Origin of the sequence: Lujinxingia litoralis (assembly GCF_003260125.1) — a bacterium.
Lineage (GTDB): Bacteria > Myxococcota_A > Bradymonadia > Bradymonadales > Bradymonadaceae > Lujinxingia > Lujinxingia litoralis.
This window is the reverse complement of the sequence record NZ_QHKO01000005.1, coordinates 136,520-154,659: the sequence shown is the minus strand read 5'-3', so window position 1 is coordinate 154,659 and position 18,140 is coordinate 136,520. Positions and strand designations below refer to the sequence as shown.

Annotated in this window: 15 protein-coding genes; 14 read left to right on the top strand and 1 reads right to left on the bottom strand. The window is 62.4% G+C overall.

What is annotated here, in order from left to right:
- Positions 1–148: 148 nt before the first annotated feature.
- From DL240_RS12170 to DL240_RS12105, 14 genes are all read left to right on the top strand, one after another.
- Positions 149–3,436, top strand: coding sequence for a 4Fe-4S dicluster domain-containing protein (locus DL240_RS12170; RefSeq protein ID WP_158542522.1), 3,288 nt, complete (start codon positions 149–151; stop codon positions 3,434–3,436).
- Between the two features lie 85 nt (positions 3,437–3,521).
- The gene (gene nrfD / locus DL240_RS12165; protein ID WP_111730172.1) at positions 3,522–4,961 is read left to right on the top strand and encodes an NrfD/PsrC family molybdoenzyme membrane anchor subunit; all 1,440 of its coding nucleotides are present in this window, start codon (positions 3,522–3,524) and stop codon (positions 4,959–4,961) included.
- A complete protein-coding gene (locus tag DL240_RS12160) occupies positions 4,954–5,796 on the top strand; it encodes a DUF3341 domain-containing protein (RefSeq protein WP_111730171.1) in 843 nt (280 codons plus the stop codon). The genes nrfD and DL240_RS12160 overlap by 8 nt, the downstream gene beginning before the upstream one ends.
- 4 nt (positions 5,797–5,800) lie before the next feature.
- A complete protein-coding gene (locus tag DL240_RS12155) occupies positions 5,801–6,433 on the top strand; it encodes a c-type cytochrome (RefSeq protein WP_111730170.1) in 633 nt (210 codons plus the stop codon).
- Between the two features lie 67 nt (positions 6,434–6,500).
- Positions 6,501–7,754: a hypothetical protein gene (locus tag DL240_RS12150; RefSeq protein WP_111730169.1), complete on the top strand. Its 1,254-nt coding sequence runs from the start codon at positions 6,501–6,503 to the stop codon at positions 7,752–7,754.
- A gap of 58 nt (positions 7,755–7,812) precedes the next feature.
- Complete coding sequence (locus tag DL240_RS12145; protein WP_111730168.1) at positions 7,813–9,189, top strand: c-type cytochrome; 1,377 nt, start codon at positions 7,813–7,815, stop codon at positions 9,187–9,189.
- 142 nt (positions 9,190–9,331) lie between these two features.
- On the top strand, positions 9,332–10,918 hold the full coding sequence (locus DL240_RS12140; protein ID WP_158542521.1) for a cytochrome c oxidase subunit II: 1,587 nt from the start codon (positions 9,332–9,334) through the stop codon (positions 10,916–10,918).
- Positions 10,919–11,026: 108 nt separating this feature from the next.
- Positions 11,027–12,697, top strand: a complete 1,671-nt coding sequence (gene ctaD / locus DL240_RS12135; RefSeq protein ID WP_111730166.1) for a cytochrome c oxidase subunit I — start codon at positions 11,027–11,029, stop codon at positions 12,695–12,697.
- A gap of 89 nt (positions 12,698–12,786) precedes the next feature.
- A complete protein-coding gene (locus DL240_RS12130; protein ID WP_111730165.1) occupies positions 12,787–13,428 on the top strand; it encodes a cytochrome c oxidase subunit 3 in 642 nt (213 codons plus the stop codon).
- Between the two features lie 52 nt (positions 13,429–13,480).
- Entirely contained in the window at positions 13,481–13,819 is a 339-nt protein-coding gene (locus DL240_RS12125; protein WP_111730164.1) for a cytochrome C oxidase subunit IV family protein, read from the top strand.
- Positions 13,820–14,034: 215 nt separating this feature from the next.
- Positions 14,035–15,048 (top strand): heme o synthase, encoded by a 1,014-nt coding sequence (locus DL240_RS12120; protein WP_158542520.1) that lies wholly within the window; start codon positions 14,035–14,037, stop codon positions 15,046–15,048.
- Positions 14,957–15,655: a cytochrome c oxidase assembly protein gene (locus DL240_RS12115; RefSeq protein WP_111730162.1), complete on the top strand. Its 699-nt coding sequence runs from the start codon at positions 14,957–14,959 to the stop codon at positions 15,653–15,655. Before DL240_RS12120 ends, DL240_RS12115 begins: the two co-directional genes overlap by 92 nt.
- Complete coding sequence (locus DL240_RS12110) at positions 15,652–15,831, top strand: hypothetical protein (RefSeq protein WP_111730161.1); 180 nt, start codon at positions 15,652–15,654, stop codon at positions 15,829–15,831. Before DL240_RS12115 ends, DL240_RS12110 begins: the two co-directional genes overlap by 4 nt.
- On the top strand, positions 15,831–16,610 hold the full coding sequence (locus DL240_RS12105) for an SURF1 family protein (RefSeq protein WP_111730160.1): 780 nt from the start codon (positions 15,831–15,833) through the stop codon (positions 16,608–16,610). Before DL240_RS12110 ends, DL240_RS12105 begins: the two co-directional genes overlap by 1 nt.
- A 59-nt stretch (positions 16,611–16,669) precedes the next feature.
- On the opposite strand, the gene DL240_RS12100 is transcribed toward DL240_RS12105, so the two are convergent.
- The gene (locus tag DL240_RS12100) at positions 16,670–18,118 is read right to left on the bottom strand and encodes a hypothetical protein (protein WP_146618269.1); all 1,449 of its coding nucleotides are present in this window, start codon (positions 18,116–18,118) and stop codon (positions 16,670–16,672) included.
- Positions 18,119–18,140 lie beyond the last annotated feature (22 nt).

Sequence of the window (18,140 nt, the reverse complement as noted above, 5' to 3'; positions counted from 1 at the left end):
AGCCGCCCACCCTTCTTAAGAGTGGACGGCGCGCATCGTTCACGTATCAGGCGCCCTGGCTTCGCGGGGGCGCCGAGGAAGTTTTCACTCAACGTCAGGTCGGACCCGGCTTTCACGCCCCGACCCGTCTGCCCCACGAATGGCCGCTATGAGTAAGCACCTCAAAGATCCCGATCTTCCCAAGCACTCGGAACCGCAACCGGGCGCCTCGGCGCTTCTGCGCGCCGACGCTCAGGGCGACGTCACGCTGAGTTTCTCCGATGGCTCCGAGCCCTTGAAGATGAACCGCCGTGACTTCCTGCGCGTAAGCAGCGTGGCAGCGGCCACCGCAGCCATGAGCAGCGCGGCGTGTCGCCGCCCGGTCCGCGAGATCGTGCCCTATGTCGACCGCCCCGAAGAGGTGCGCATCGGCATGGCCAATCACTACGCCAGCGTCTGTAACGCCTGCCCCTCGCAGTGCGGCATGCTGGTGAAGACCCGCGCCGGGCGCCCGATCAAACTCGAAGGTAACCCGCAGCACCCGGTCAGCCAGGGTGCTCTCTGCGCGCGCGGCCAGGCCAGCTACATCGACCTCTACGACCCGGACCGCCTGCGCGCTGCCCAGCGTGTGTCTGGCGAGAGCGTCGCCGAGGTCAGCTGGGAAGATCTCGACACGCAGGTCGCCGCCAAACTTGGCGAGATCCGCGGTGGTGGTGGTCTGCGCATCCTTACCGGTGCCCTGCACGGCCCGGCCACCGATGCGCTGATCGGCGAAGTAATGGCCAGCGTGCCCAACGCTCGCCACTACACCTATGAGGCGTTGGGTGATGACGCGATGCTCGCCGCCAACGAAGCCTCCTATGGCGCGGCGCACATCCCGCACTACCGCTTCGACAAGGCGACGCTGATCGTGGCCTTCGGCAGCGACTTCCTGGGCACCTGGCTCTCCCCTTCGGAGTTCACCCGCCAGTTCGCCAGCCGTCGTAATCCCAACGGCGAGATGAACCAGCTCATCTCGTTTGAGCCGACTCTGACGCTGACCGGCATCAACGCCGATGAGCGCGTTCGCGTGCGCCCCGACACCCTGGTGGACGTGGCCATGGCCGTGGCTCATCAGCTCTTCACCGCGCACAACCCCAAGGGCGTGCCCTCCTCGGCTGTGCGTCAGGCTCTGGCGCCCTTCGCGCCGGCAGATGTGGTGGAGCGCCTCGGTGGCGACCTCAGCGTTGAAATCATCGAAAGCGTCGCCGCGAAACTCGCTCAGACGGCCGGCAAGTCCATCGTGGTCGCCGGCGGCCAGGCCAGCGCCACCGCCAATGGTGTCGCCCTGGAGAGCGCGGTCAACCTGATCAACGCGGCCCTCGGCAACGACGGCCAGACCATTGAGCGCGATCGCCCCTCTTACGGCGCCGCCGGGCTGGCCAGCCTTCAGAAGCTCATCGCCGAAATCGAAGCCGGCGACGTGGATATGCTCATCATCCACGGCACCAACCCGGTGTACTCCGCGCCGGCCGGTCTCAACGTCGCCGCCGCGTTCGCGAAAGTGCCGATGGTCATCAGCACTTCGACCCACTTCGACGAGACCGCCCGGCACGCGCATTATGTGGCCACCGGCTGTCACTCGCTGGAGGCCTGGGGCGATTCCAATCCCCGCGTGGGGGTGCATGCGATCCGCCAGCCGGCGATCCTGCCCCTCTACACCACCCGCTCCTTCGAAGACAGCCTGCTGACCTGGTTCGGAACCGCCGAACTCAGCCGCAAGCTCGCCGCGTTCATCCCGGCGCCGCCCCAGCCGGCCGGCAACCACCCGGGTGCCAACCAGGCGTACGACGCCGGGCCCTTCTATCGCTTCCTCCAGAACTACTGGAAGAGCGAGGTCTACCCGAAGGCCGATTCGCTGGCGAGCTTCGACCAGTTCTGGCTGGCCACGCTTCGCGAAGGCGTCTACCTGAGCGACGATGCTCAGCCCGTCGCTGCGCTCAACGTGCGCCAGACCGTCGCCAAACTTGCGAAGGCGCCCACCGAGTTTGAAGCGCCGGCCGATGGCGACCTCAGCAAGAAGGTCATCCAGGCCTACGCGTCCATTCCGCTCTACGACGGTCGCCAGGCCAACAACGGCCACCTCCAGGAGCTTCCCGATCCGATCAGCCGCCACACCTGGGGCTCGTTCGCGATGGTCAGCTACAAGACCTTCAAGGGCGCCAAGCTCAAATCCGGCCAGTACATCAACGTCCAGGTCGAAGGTGGTCCCGAGATGGGCTTCCCGGTGATCATGGTTCCGGGGATGCACGACGATGTGATCGCCATCCCGCTGGGATACGGTCGCACCGGTGCCGGCGATGTTGCCAACGGGGTGGGCGCCAACGCCTTCAAACTTACTCGTGTTGGCGATGAAGGTGCCCTCTTCTCCGGTGCCGCGACCTCGGTTAAGAAGACCGACAAAGTCGAAACGCTCTCCGTGGTTCAGGAAGGCCAGATCATCGATCAGGACTACCACCGTATCCTGGCGACCGCCGACCTGGCCGAATATCGCGAGAACCCGGCCGCCGGCATCTACAAGCCGCTGGCGACCAAGAACCTCTGGGAAGACCACAACTTCGGCAACCTGAAGTGGGGCATGTCGATCGACATGTCCAAGTGCACCGGGTGCTCCGCCTGCGTGATTGCCTGCCAGGAAGAGAACAACATCCCGGTCGTCGGCCGCCAGGGCATCCTGGAAGGTCGCGAAATGCACTGGATGCGCATCGACCGCTACTACAAGCTTCCCGAAGAAGCCGTGAAGATCCGCTCCTCGGTGGTCAACGACCCGATGTACTCCTCCGAGCCGCACATCGCCTTCGGTGAGTATCTGGAGAACCCGCGCGTCGTGATGCAGCCGATGCTCTGCCAGCACTGCGATCGCGCTCCCTGTGAGACGGTTTGCCCGGTTCTGGCCACTATGCAGAGCAGCGACGGCCTCAACCAGATGAGCTACCAGCGCTGCGTCGGTACGCGCTACTGCTCCAACAACTGCCCCTACAAGGTGCGTCGTTACAACTGGTTCAACTACTCCGAGAACCGTGGAGACACTTTCTTCGCGCGCCTCTACCCCGAGCTCAAGGACCACGGTCGCTTCAACCAGACCGAACCTCTTCAGCTGGGTCTGAACCCCGACGTCACCGTACGTACCCGTGGTGTGATGGAGAAGTGCACCTTCTGCGTGCAGCGCATCCGCCGCGGCAAGTGGGAACTCATGAAACAAGGACGTCGCTCCTTCAAAGAAGGCGAAGTCGTCACCGCCTGCCAGCAAGCCTGCCCGGCCGGCGCTATCGACTTCGGCAACGTCCTGGATGATTCCCAGACCGTGACCCAGATGCATAAATCGCCGCGTGCGACCTTCGCGCTCAGCGATATCAACACCAGACCGGCCATTGCCTACATGACCAGCGTCTGGAACACCGACGAAGAGCTCGTCTAAGCACCCCATTGTTGTCGTGGCGAGCCCCTGCGCTCGCCATGATCCCCCGATGTTTTGATCCACTGACGCTCCAAAGAGTTCCGGCATGAAACAAAGCGAACTACAGGGACGCCCACGGGCTGCCGAAGCCGAAGGGCCTTTTGGTGGCCCGTTGGCCCGGCGAGAGCCCCTCGTCGCCGATAACAAGACCTGGGCGCAGGTCGACGATGACATCGCTCGCCATACCGAGGTGATGCCCACTGCCAGGTGGTGGGCGGTCTTTGTGCCCTCGGTGTTGCTGATGCTGGTCTTCCTCACCTCGCTCGGGGTTGCGATCGGTACCGGTATCGGTACCAGCGGCATCAGTCACCCGGTTGGTTGGGGTGTGTTCATCATCAACTTCGTCTTCTGGATTGGTATCGGACACGCCGGGACCCTGATCTCGGCTATCCTTTTCCTCTTCCGGCAGAACTGGCGTACGGCCATTAACCGCTCTGCGGAGGCGATGACGATCTTCGCCGTTATGGTCGCCGGTCTCTTCCCACTGCTGCACACCGGCCGGCCCTGGTTCGCCTACTGGCTCTTCCCGATCCCTAACGGGCGCGGGCCGCTGTGGGTGAACTTCAACTCGCCGCTGCTGTGGGACGTGTTTGCCGTTTCCACCTACGCCACCATCTCCGTGGTCTTCTGGTACGTGGGCCTGGTCCCTGACCTGGCCACCGTGCGTGACCGCGCTCAGCACCCGCTGCGCAAGAAGATCTACGGCATCCTCAGCCTGGGATGGACCGGTGGCAACCGCTCCTGGCGCCACTACGAAGCCGCCTACCTGATGCTCGCCGGCCTGGCGACGCCCCTGGTTCTTTCGGTGCACACGATCGTGTCCTTCGACTTCGCCGTCTCGGTGATTCCCGGCTGGCACACCACGATCTTCCCGCCCTACTTCGTGGCCGGTGCGATTTTCTCCGGGTTTGCCATGGTGATCACGCTGACGATCATCCTGCGCCACGTCTTTGAACTCAAGAGCTACATCACCATCAACCACCTGGAAGCGATGGCCAAGGTCGTCCTGCTCACCAGTGGCGTGGTCGGTGTCGCCTACCTTACCGAGTTCATGATCGCCTACTACTCGGCGGTGCCCGCGGAGCGCTTCCACTTTGCCAACCGTATGTTCGGCCCCTACGCCTGGTCGGCCGCCATTATGTACGGCTGCAACATGGTGCTTCCGCAGCTGCTGTGGATCAAAAAGATCCGCCGCTCCATCCCGGCACTCTTTGTTATCTCCCTCTTTGTGAACCTGGGCATGTGGTTTGAGCGTTTCGTCATCGTCGTCACCGCGCTCCACCGCGACTTCGTGCCCAGCTCCTGGGGTATGTACAACTTCAAGGCGATGGATTGGCTGCTGACCATCGGGTCGTTCGGGATGTTCTTCACCCTCTTCCTGCTCTTCGCCCGCGTGCTGCCGACCATCACCATGTTCGAAGTCAAGGCCGTGATGCCGCCCGAAGAAGCATCGCGCAAGAACCGTAAGGAGGTCGTCGGTGGCTAAGGACAACAACGAGAAAGAGACGCTGGAAGAAACCAGCGAAGAAACCGCCGCTGAGACCTCTGCTGACGATGTCGAGGCCTCGGCCGAAGACAACGGGAATGAGACCGTGAGCGACAAGCCCGAAAGCACCTCGGAAGAGGTGGCCGAAGAGGCCGCCGCCGAGAGCGCCGAAGAAAGCGAAGAGGCCCAGGAAACCCAGGCCGCCGACGACGCCAATGCTGAAGAAGCTGCGCCCTCCGATGAGGACGCCAGCCTCACCGGCGAGGGTTCCGGCGACGCGACGGTGCCGCCGGCAGCCGAACAAGGCTCCGAGGGCGAAGGGATGAAAGGCATTGCCGCCTATTTCGACCTTCCCGACGACCTGATGCTCGCTGCGGCGCATACCCGCGACTCCAAGTACGACGACTTCGAAGCCTACTCGCCCTTCCCCATCCACGGGATGGACGATGCGATGGGCCTGGGTCGCTCCTGGATTCCCTGGGTGACCTTCGGCGCCGGCTCGGCGGGTTTCCTGACCGCCAACGCGCTGCAGTTCTTCACGATGTCCTTTGACTGGCCGATGATCGTCGGTGGCAAGCCCTTTGCGCCCTGGCCCTCCTTCGTGCCGATCATGTTTGAACTCACGGTGCTCTTTGCCGGTGTGACCACCGCCATCGTGATGCTGATCGCGGCGGGCTGCTTCCGCAAACCCTTCATCATCGATCCGGAGATCACCAAGGACCGTTTCGTCCTGTGGATCTCCGCCGACGACGACGCTTTTGACCCCGAAGAGGTTCGCTCTTTCCTTGAGGGCCTCAACCCGGTTGAAATTCGAACCATCACGAAAGGCGCTTAATCTCATGAGCATTCCAAGCACGCTAAAAACTCGCGTCGCTGTGACCGCGTTGGCCCTCCTGGGCGCCTCGTTCGTGGGCTGCATCTATGAGGTGGGAGTTCCGGCCGACGGCAGCAAACCCTTTGCCGAGCTCAACCCGATCGAGGGCATGCATAACCAGACCTCGTATAAAGATCAGGAAGCTCAGCCGGTATTCCGCGACGACCAGGCCCCGGGGATGCGTCTGCCGCCCCCCAAAACCGTGCCCGTCGACGGCTTTCTGCGCCCTGACCAGCCGACCCCGGCGCAGAGCGCGCTGCTGGAGAACCCGGTTCCGGTCAACGCCCAGAGCCTGGAGTACGGTCGCTTCCTCTTCCGCACCAACTGCGTGGTCTGCCACGGCACCGAAGGCGCGGGCAACGGCCCCATCGTCGAGTCGGGCGCCTACGGCGCGCCGCCCAGTCTGCTGACCGATAAGCTGCGCGGATACGAGGACGGACGCATCTACCACGTCGTCACCTACGGACAGGGCGCGATGTGGGCGTATAAGAACAACCTCACCGAAATGGAACGCTGGGCGGTGATCAATTACGTGCGTGCACTTCAGCGCGCGGATTTCCCCGAACCCATCGATCTGGACCGACTGCGCGATCAGTAAGTTATGGTTGACCGGTGCGCACTCCGACGCACGAACGACCGCTGAATTAGCATAGAGGCAAATTCCAATGGCTCACTCCTCTCACCACCACGACATCGCGCCGCCCAAGCGCTTCGAGCTCCCCAAGGGCTTCCAGACGGCCGGCATCGCGCTCTTTGTGCTGGGCCTGGTGGTCTTTGTGGTCGGTCTCCTGATGGGAGACGACAGCGCTGAGCGCGCCTGGCGCGGCTACATCATTGGCTTCTGGTTCACCATGAGCCTGGGCCTCTCAGGCCCCTTCTTCATCGCCACCCAGTATCTGGCCAAGGCCGGCTGGAGCATCTCCATTCGTCGCATCCCTGAGGCGATGGGCGCGTTTCTCTACCCGGTGATCATTCTCGGGGCGATCGCGCTCCTCGGCGTGGACGTGCTCTTCCACTGGGCCGATCACCACCACGCGATGGAAGACCCGGTGGTGGCTCAGAAGCTCGGCTTCCTGAACTTCACCGGCATCAGCCTGACCACCATCGCTTCGGCGCTGATCTGGGCGGGAATCTACTTCCTGATCCGTCGCAACAGCCTCAAGCAGGACGAAGTTGGCGGCTACAAGCTCTTCCACACCAACATCTGGTTGAGCGCCGGCTTTTTGCTGATGTTCGTCGTCGGGTTCTCGTACATGACCTGGTACTGGATCATGTCGTTCAACCCGCACTGGTACTCCACGATGTTCTCAGTCTACGCCTTCGCCGGCCTCTTCCAGTCCGGTCTGAGCGTGATGGTCCTGGTGATCCTCTACCTCAAGCGTCGCGGCTACTTCGGCGACACCGTCGGCACCAAGCACATCCACGACATGGGCAAGCTGGTCTTCGCCTTCACCGTCTTCTACGCCTACATCGCGTTCAGCCAGTTCATGCTGATCTGGTACGCAAACATTCCGGAGGCGGCTGACTGGTTCGTCCAGCGTACCGAAAATGGCTGGGGCTTCTTCCTGCTGATCCTGCCCTTCATCAAGTTCATCATCCCCTTCTTGCTCTTGCTTCCGCAGGACCATAAGAAGAATAAGAACAACATCCTGCAGTACGTGTGCGGCTGGCTTATCATCACCCAGCTCTACGAAGTGTGGCTCTGGGTAATGCCCTACCCCAAAATCGGCGACAGCTACGCGCCGAAGTGGCCCATCCTGGAACTCCCGATTGCCCTGGGCTTTGTGGGACTCTTCATGGTCGTCGTCGGCAAGGCGCTGGCCAAGCACAACCTGGTACCGCTCAAGGATCCTTTCCTCGGCGAGAGCATCCCGCACTCCCACGACGACCTCATTTACCCCAACGGCAAGCCGGAATAAGGTTCTTCCTCCCTGTCCGCCTTGAGGTTTTGGCATCCACGCTCTTCGCAGTGACGTCATGAAAAACGCTACGCTTAAAAATGGTCTTAAAATCGCGCTGGTCGCCGGTGGCATGGTGGCCCTGATTCCCACGGTCTACGGCCAGGGAATCGGGCTTCAGACGCTCGACCGCATGCTGGTGCCCACCCCCCAGAAGCTTGAGCGCGGGGAGAAGGTCTTTGCTGAACAGTGCGCTACCTGCCACGGCGATCAGGGCCAGGGTGGTGCCGAGCTCGGTGAGCGCAATGGCGCTCAGGGCTTCGTGGGCACCGAGGTCCAGCGTTCAGGTCTGGAATCGATCTACAGTGTCGTGGCCCACGGCTACGCCACTGAGACCTTCGAACATACCCCGTTCAACAACCTCTTTTTTCAGGATCAGTGGGCGGTATCGCACTACGTTCACAGCCTGATCGACAACCCGAACCCGGTGCCGGCGGCGCTGCAAGAGCGAATCCGCCAGGAAGCCGAGTTTGGCGTCTGCGATCCGGAGATCCGCGGTGGGATCGCCGGCCTGGTGGAACCCTCGGGTGATGAGCAGTTGGCCAAGGGCGAAGAGATTTTCGCCGCCCAGTGTGCCTCCTGCCACGGCGCCCAGGGTGGCGGCGACGGCCCTGCCGGTGGTGCACTCAACCCGCCGCCGCGCAACTTTGCGGCGCCTCCGGCCGATTGGACCAACGGCACCAGCGCACTGGCGATCTACAACACCCTCTTCTCGGGTATCGCGGGCACCTCGATGCCGGCGTACGGGCACCTGGCCGAAGATGAGCTGTGGGCCCTGACCCACTACGTGCGCGAGAGTTTCGTGCCCGCAGAGAACCAGGAGCCGGCTACCGATACTCAGGTCGACGATGTCTGCCGTTCCTTGAGCGCCCCGCCCCGCCCGGATGCCATTCCGGTCAACGACGCGATGCGCTTTTTGGCGGCCGATGCCGCCGACACGCGCCTGATCCGGCTGGGCCAGTACGATGCTCCGGTGCTCGCCGCCGATGCCGACGCGTCCAACGGCCAGCAGATCTACGGTCAGATGTGCGCCAGCTGCCACGGCAGCCAGGGCGCCGGCGCTCGTAACGTCGGTCCCTACGGTGCCTTCCCGCCCTTCCTGCACATCAACGTCGGACGCCTTGTCCCGGCGGCGATGGGCGGCACCTATCAGGATGTAGCTGCGCGCACCATTGGCGGTGTTCACGCCACGCTTCCCGACATGCCTCCGGTCGCCACGCTCTCCGCGCAGAGCTGGAAGGATCTTCAGGCCTATGTCGCGTCCTTCGAAGGACAGGGCAGCGATCGCGTCGGCACCGCTCAGCCTGCTGAGGTTCCGGCTGATGACTTGACTCCTGAGCAAGGCGCTTCCGCCCCGGCTCCCGAGCAGGTTCCGGCCGAGGAAACCCAGAACTAAGATGACGGGCGGCGCTACTTTTTGAGCGCCGCCCTGGAACCTACTTACGCTCTGCGTTATGAACGCTTCAACCTCCAGTCTAACGTCGAAGCGGGTTGGCCCAGTGCCTCCGACGAACGGCAAGCATATGAGTAAAAAATTCATGAGCGGCTCTCTCAACCAAAGCCTCCTGAAGCGCGCCGGTTTGCTCCTCGCGCTCGTGCTGGCAGTGATGATCCCGGCGACAGCCTTTGCCGTCCCCGGTTCCGGCGACTTTGTGGCTCACTACTCAGTGAATGGCCGCGACATGACCGCCCTCTACAACATGATCGCCAAGATCTGTCTTGGCGTTCTGGTCATTGTTGAGAGCGTTCTGATCATCTCGATCATTCGCTTCCGTCGCCGCAGCGAAGACGAACGGCCGGTGCAGAACCACGGCAATATGGCGCTGGAGATGGGCTGGACCGGGGCCGCGGTCCTCTTTCAGATCTGGATTGGCGTCGCCACCATCAATGTGATGTTCGCCACCGAGGTCATCCCCGACGACATCGACATGACTGTCGAGGCCGTGGCCTATCAGTGGGACTGGCAGTTTGTGTACCCCGATCAGGGTGGTCTGGTGCACGGTGACCTGGTGGTCCCGGCCAACACCAACATCAAGCTCGAGGTCACCTCGCGCGACGTCATCCACTCGATCTTCGTGCCCGACCTGGGCATCAAGATCGATGCCGTGCCGGGCCGCTTCAACTACTGGTGGTTCCGTGCCGATGGCCCGATCAACCAGGTGCGCGTCGACGGCTTTGCCATGGTCGACCGCCCCGAGTTTGAGTATCCCTCTACCCGCCCGGACTTCATGCAGAGCCGTCCCGACGCTACGAAAAAGACCATCAACGGTCTGGAGCGCCGCGTCGGATACCTGGGCCGCTCTCGCCAGGTCGAAGAGGTCTCTCCTTACGCTAACTACAGCGCCATTGAGTACCAGGGCACCTGCACCGAGCTCTGCGGCCTGGGCCACTGGGATATGTACTTCCGCGCCGTCGTGATGACCCCCTCGAGCTTCCGCCAGTGGGTCCACGACATGCAGAACCAGGTCACCGAAGCCAACGGCCCCGAAGTCTTCGCCGCGCGCTGCGCAACCTGCCACGGTGAAAGCGGCCAGGGCCAGGGCGACCAGTTCCCCACCCTTGTGGGCGCCGCCCGCGTGGTGGAGGAAGGTCAGAAAGACTCCCACATCCAGCTCGTCCTGCAGGGTAAAGGCGTGATGCCTCCCTTCGGACAGGTACTCAACGACGCCGAAGTCAGCGCGGTTATCAATCACGAGCGCACGAGCTGGGGCAACAGCGGTGGCGAAGTTAGCGATGAAGACGTTGCCCGCGTGCGCGAGTCGCTCGGCCTGCCGCCCTTCCCCGCCGGTGGCGTGGAGCCGACTCCGACCCCCGAGCTGATGGCTGCCGGTGAGCGCCTCTTTGAGAGCTGCGTGAGCTGCCACGGACGTGACGGTCAGGGCCCTGACTACATCCCCGCCCTCGCCGGTAGCAGCAAGGTCAATGGCGATCCCGCCGCCCTGGCGAAATTGCTTATCGAAGGCGCGGATACCCCGCAGTGGCCGGGCGAGAAGACCCCGGTGGCGCGTTCGATGACGGACTTCCAGCTGGCGTCGCTTCTGACCTACCTGCGTGGTTCCTTCGGCAATGAGTCGGAGCCTGTGCAGCCTGGCGACATCGAACGCATCCGGCGCGACTTGAACTAAGAGACGCTCGACAGCGGCGCCGCCTTGTACGGCGCCTCATCGACCCGACATACACCCGGGGAGCCCCGCGCTCCCCAAGCAGGCTAAAAAGCGGCGAGGCATCGCATCATGGAAATCAAGGCCAAAGGTTACCTGTCTCCTCTCTCCGAAGAGGCCAAGACCTCCCTGTGGGTCTACCTCAAGGAATGGATGTGCACGACGGACGCCAAGCGTATCGGAGTGCTCTATCTGCTCTTCGCCACCTTCATGGCGCTGTGGGGAGGTTTGCTCTCAGTCATCATCCGTCTGGAGCTGGCCCAGCACGGTCCGGACATCATCACTGACGCTTCCTTCTACAACGCGCTGCCGGGGATGCACGCCACGGCGATGATCTTCTTTTTCATCATCCCGGCGTTCACCGGCGTGGCCAACTTCGTGGTGCCCATTCAGATTGGCGCTCCCGATATGGCCTTCCCCAAGCTCAACCTTGCCGCATTCTGGATTCTGCCGCCGGGTGCCCTTCTGACCTTCGCGGGCTTTTTCATGAATAGCCTCCCGGAGTTCGGCTGGACGGCGTACCCGCCCCTCTCCAACTCGGTCTACACCCCTATCTGGGGCGCGGACTTCTGGGTTGTCGGCCTGATTCTGGTGGGTGTGAGCTCGACCCTGGGTGCGGTGAACTTCCTGGCAACCGTCTTCAACATGCGCTGCAAGGGCATGAAGATGTTCCAGTTGCCCCTCTTCACCTGGGCCATGACGGTCACCAGCTTCCTGATTCTGGCGGCTACTCCGGTGCTCACCAGCGCGCTCATCATGCTGACCTTCGAGCGTATGTTCCCGGGCGTCTTCTACTTCTTCAACCCGGCCGGCGGTGGTGACCCGATTCTCTATCAGCACCTCTTCTGGTTCTACTCTCACCCGGCCGTCTACATCATGATCCTGCCTGGCTTCGGCATGGTCAGTGAGGTCATCCAGGTCTTCAGCCGCAAGCACATCTTCGGTTACGTCCTGATGGTCTGGTCGATGATCGCCATCGCCGTGCTCGGCTTCCTGGTCTGGGCTCACCACATGTTCGCCACCGGTATCGCGCTGAACGTCCGCGTGGGCTTCATGTTCCTGACGATGCTCATCGCCGTGCCTACCGGCATCAAGATCTTCAGCTGGCTGGCCACGATCTGGGGCGGTTCCATCAAGTTCGATACCCCCATGCTCTATGCCACCGGTTTCCTGGCGATGTTCACCATCGGCGGTCTCTCCGGTGTCGTCGTGGCCAGCGTGCCGGTCGACATTCAGCTTCACGACACCTACTACGTCGTCGCCCACATCCACTACGTTCTCGTGGCCGGATCGCTGATGACCGCGTTTGCCGGGGTGTACTTCTGGTTCCCCAAGATCACCGGCCGCTTCTACAACGAAACACTCGGCAAGATTCACTTCTGGTTGACCGCGATTTTCATCAACGTGACCTTCTTCATCCAGCACTGGCTGGGCATGAAGGGGATGCCGCGCCGCTACTACGACTACGACCCGGCCTTTGAAATGGCCAACCTGATCTCGTCGGTGGGTTCGGTGGTGCTCTTCCTGGCGCAGTTCATCTTCATCGCCAACATGCTCTACAGCTGGCGCAAAGGTAAGGTGGCCGAAGGCAACGCCTGGGGTGACGGATTTACCCTGGAGTGGCAGATCACTTCGCCGCCCGATCACCACAACTTCCATCACCCGCCCTACTGGAAGCCGATCATCCGCCAGCATGTCGCCGCCGACCAGCCTGGTGGCGTCTGGCACCGCAACGGCGACTGATCCCCAGGCGCCCTCGCCCACACCGCGGGGTAGGGGCGCCTCGCCAGAGTCTTTCCTGATACGAGTAATTGACTTAAGAGGTCATTGAAATGGCAACACAAGACGCCTCCCTTGCGGCAGATCCGATGATCGGCGAAGAGTCGTTGGGTGTAACCAACGGCAAAATCGGCATGTGGACCTTCCTGGTCATGGACGCCATGACCTTCGCCGGTCTGCTGGCTGGCTACGCTCGCCTGCGCTGGACCCCGGGCAGCGAGTGGCCCCTGCCCATCGAAGCCTTCGGCTTTACCGGAATTCAGCTCACCGCGCTGAACACGTTCATCCTGATTTGTTCCAGTGTCTCCATGGTGCACGTGCTCGCCGAGCAAATGCGCGGCAACATGGACCGCGCCAAAAAGTGGATGCTCGCCACCATTATCGGCGGCCTGCTCTTTCTGGGTATTCAGGGCTTCGAGTGGACGCACCTGATCCTGGACATGTGGCCCTACCTCTTTGACGAGGGCTATGAGGCAGCGTACAGCGTCAACTTTGCGGCTACCTTCTTCATCCTCACCGGCTTCCACGGCCTGCACGTCTCGGTCGGGGTGATCTACAACGTGATCATCTACCTGGGCCTTAAGAGCGGCAAGATCAGTAAGGATGACACCTCCGTCGTAGAGATCGCCGGCCTCTACTGGCACTTCGTCGACCTGGTGTGGATTCTGGTCTTTACCTTCGTGTACTTGATTTAAGGTCAGGCTGCGCGCCTTGTGACTCGTACAACGCATCTACAGGACTTTTGACATGGCTTCTCACGACGCAACCAAAGACCCGAACGAGGGCTGGGGCTGGGGGGTAGACTTCCTCTACAGCCAGTACATGTGGGTCTGGCTCGCCCTGCTCATCCTGACGCTGGTCGAAGTGATCATCCCTGAACCGCAGATCATCGGGTTGAGCTTCCAGTTCCCTCGTACCTTTGTGGTCATCTCACTCATCAGCCTGGCGCTGGTGAAAACTTGGATGGTTGCCTGGTACTACATGCACCTGATCGCGGAGCGCCCCTCGATCATTCTGCTGGCCTGCGCGCCCTTTATGTTCTCGATCTTCCTGACCATCGGGATCTTCCCCTGGAACGGCGGTTGAGCTAGCGACCAGCGCGGCCTGCACGACCTTCATCGCCTCACGTCGACCTGAATCAGGGTTCGATGTGAGGCGTTTTTTGTGCACATCCTGCGCGACAATTTGCCCTCTTGGCTTGAAAGTCCCCCCCTCCCATGATTAGGTTGGCGCGATCAAGGCTCGCCATGCGAGCCCCTTTGCAGCCCCTTCCTGTACTGCCCTTCTCAAGAGTCTGGCCGATGCAAGGCGTTCAACGATTTCTGTTTCTGGCGCGCGAATTTGCGCAGTTGACCAAGCCGGGCATCCTGCGCCTGCTGGTCATCACTCAGTTCTGTACGATGCTGGTTGCCGCCGGCGGAGTCCCGGAGCTCTGGACGGCGATCTGGGCGACGCTCGGCACAGTGCTTATCTGCGGCAGCGCCAACACCATCAACATGGTCTGGGATCAGGATATCGATCAGCTGATGGGCCGCACCGCCCACCGCCCCCTGGTGGTCGGGACGATCAAGCCCGCCCACGCGCTGATCTTCTCGGGTGTCCTTGGGCTCAGCGCGGTGATGATTCTCACCTTCCTGGTCAACCCGCTGGCGGCCTTGATGGGCATTGCCGGGCACGCGTACTACGCGGTCCTCTACACCATGTGGCTCAAGCGCAGCACTCCGCAAAACATTGTGATCGGCGGCGCCGCCGGGGCCTTCCCCGTCCTGATCGGTTGGGCGGCGGTCACCGGTGAATTGAGCATCACGCCCTGGCTGATCTTTGCGATCGTCTTCTTCTGGACGCCGCCGCACTTCTGGGCGCTGGCCCTCTATAAAGATGTGGAGTACGGCAAGGCCAATGTGCCGATGATGCCCAATGTACGCGGCCACTACACCACCAAGTTGCAGATGCTCGTCTACATGCTGCTGCTGCTGACCACGACTCTGGCGCTGGGACTCACCGGGGATGTGGGGCTGATTTACCTGATCGCCGCGGTGATCCTGGGCGCCGGCTTCACCTACTGCTGCATTCGCGTGGCCTTCGATAAGACCGATCACTGGGCCAAGCGCACCTTTGCATTCTCCATCATCTACCTGGGGCTGCTCTTCGCGGCGATGAGCGTGGACAGCCTGCAGACACACCACTTCACCGAGCGCCACTACCTGGCTGCGATCGAGCGCGATGCCGATCGGATGCGTGCCGAACAGGATATCGACGAGATTCGTCGCCTGCATAACGCCACCGAAGCCCCGGTATGGACCGCCACCCCCTGAGCCTGGGAGCGTCATTATGGCGAGCTCACCGCATTCTACTGTCACATCTGAAATGGCCGAACGTAACGCAAAGATGAGCAAATGGCTCATCAGCGTAATCGTGGTCATGTTCCTCTTTGGTTTCGCCTCCATCCCGCTCTACCGCTGGGTATGCGCGAAGATCGATCCGGGCGGGTCCTCCTATTTCACGGGGGATTCCGACGTCTACGAAGGCGTGACCGTCGATGAAAGCCGCACGGTCCGCGTGCGCTTTGCCACCAACGTCGAACGTCAGCTGCCCTGGACCTTTCGCGTCGACGAGTCGCACGTCGAGGTGCACCCCGGCGCCAAGCGCCTGGTGACCTTCGAGGCGTTCAACGAAGCGCCCTTCCCGGTCAAAGGCAAGGCCGTCTACGACATCAATCCGCCCGAAGCCGCGCCCTACTTTAAGAAGATCGAGTGTTTCTGCTTTGTCGAGCAGACCATCGACGGCGAATCCGGTTACTCGATGCCGCTGTACTTCTGGTTCGATCCCGAGCTTCCCGAGCACGTCAAAGAAGTCACGCTGGCGTACACCTTCTTTAATGCCGACAGCTCGATGTCGCGCTCCAATCGAGGCCCGCGATGACCGAGCAGCGCTCGAACGAAGACGCCATTTCGAGCCCAGAACCTGTGCCGGGCCCCGGCGGCTTCCAAATCGATGAGGCCACCCGACGTCGCAATCGCAATACCGCGATCATCATCGCCGTATTGGTCCTGATCATGATTCTTGTCGGCACACGTAACCAGCTCTTTGGACCCTGATGTCATCCCGACGTTTTAAGGCCCCGGGGCCCATCGCCACGTTCTTTGCGTTGCTCGGTCTGGGGATTCTCCTCTCGCTGGGGAGCTGGCAGGCCCTGCGCTACCAGCAAAAGTCACACGCCGAGGGGCAGCGCGACGCCCTCGCCGAGGCCACACCCCGCCCTATTTCCGACCTGGCGGCGCTGAATCGCGGCGAGCTTGATTTCCACCCGGTGACGGTCCGCGGCGAGTTTTTGAGCGACCGGGCTTTTTTGATCAAGCATCGCGTCCATCAAAATAAGCCGGGTTACTGGCTTGTAAGCCCGCTGCGACTGCCCTCGGACGAACTTCTGCTGATCAACCGTGGCTGGGTGCCTTATGAGCGTGGTGAGGCCATCGCCCGGTCGCTTCTGGAAGCCAGCGCCGGAGAGCAAGAGTTCCACGGGCTTGTGCATTTCCTGGATTATGTCGTCGCCGACACGCCTGCGCGCCAACGTCTGGCGCGCGGCGAAGCATCCGAGGCGATTCTGCTCTGGGACTCTTACGATACCGAAGGCATGCACAGCGCGCTTGAAGGAACCACCGCGCAACGTGCCGTGATCGTCACGCTCGCCCCAGACCATTCCGGTGAGCCCTACCCGATCGCCAGCCTCGCTCATATCACTGAGCCCTACCTCACCGCCGAAAAACACTTCGGCTACGCCCTCACCTGGTACAGCCTGGCGGTGGCGTTGATCGTCATTTATGCCGCCGCCGGATTTGGCGTTCTTCACGCCCAACCGATGGCAACGCGTGCCTGAATGCGCTGGACGGGGGCCCCGAGTGTCGAGGTCGCCCCCTCCTCCCGCCGACGCGGCGCTCAAAAGCGCCCCCGAACCTGCACACTGGCGGCATCCCGACTAAATCCCACCTCCAGGGCCGGGGCTCCTGCGGGCATCGGCCGCTCACGTGCCGATCCTTTGAGCAACACCGCGCCAAGCACCGCCGCACCCAGCCCCATGGTGATGCCGGCGCCGAGGCGATGAAGGTGGTTCGCTCTGGCGCTGGCCAGTCGCTCGGCGTCGCTCTCAAAGTGCAAGGCCTGTGTGCCTTCACAACTCATGAACGAATCGCCACCAGTTTGCGCGGAACACCGGTAGCGATGGGACTCCATCAGCGCCCATCCCATCCAGGCAGCACCGGCCACCAACGCCGACGACGAGCCGATGATGGCGCCACGCCTCGCCACAGAAGGCTTTGGCGGCTCGGTGACAGGCATCATCCCGGGAGCTCCGGCGCGCGCATAGAGTTCGGGAAGAATGGCCCCCAGGGAGCGTTGCGCCGCTGCCCCCTCGCCAGGCGCGTAGCGCGCGTCTTCTTCTGCCGACGAACTCCACACGCATATCTCGCCATCCCCGGCTTCAGCGCCCTCGGAGCAACGAGCACTCTTCCCGACCACGACCACCACCTCGACCCCCAGCGTAGCGGCTGCCGCCGCGAGCCCGTCTTCATTCGGGGCTTCGGCAGCAAACGCGCCCGGCCAGTACACATACCGGTTCTCGCCAGGCGCCCTCCCGACCACTGACCACGCCGCCGGATCAGGCATCCCGGGCGCGGGGTCCGCGCAGTGGCTGGAAAGCACGTAGCGTCCACCAGGACGCACGCGCAGGCGCTGTACGTGCACCCGCTGTCCATTGATATACAGTGGGCACTCCCAGCCCTCTACGGCTCTCAGGTTCATCCAGGCATCATCGCCAGCCAGGGACGCCCGCGCCTCCTCCCAGACCTGGGCCAACTCCGGCGGCCAGCGTTGCCCGAGCACAGATTGAGCCACAAAGAGTTCGGTCAAGCGCGCGGTCAGCGCCCGGGCCAACTCCGGCTCTTCGAGATCGAGAAGCGCACGCGCCAGATAGAGCGCGGCGTATTGAACCGCCTCCGCAAACTCCGGATCTCCTCCCCATAGTTCAACCTGCTTAAGAGCCTGCTCGACCGGCTGCTCCAGCATGGCACGAGCCGCCTCGGCGCCCTGATAGAAGTACGCACGCTCGGCGGCTTCCTTGCGCTCGATCCATGTTTGTTTATCGGCCTCGTCGACCTCGGGCAGCGCCTCCGGCGCATCAACCATCCGAAGGGACGACCAGCTCTCCAGGCTCCTGCGCACGTGATCGCGGGCCTGAAGATCAGCCTCTTCGGCACTCAACGCCATCACCACGACCGTGCTGCGATCTCCGGGCTCCGACCACACGACCGGCGCCAAATGCTGCGCGCTCAACGCCAACGGCATCATCGCCACCCAGATGCTTATCACCACCCCAACGCTCCACCGCATCCCTGCCTCCCTCATCTCTCAA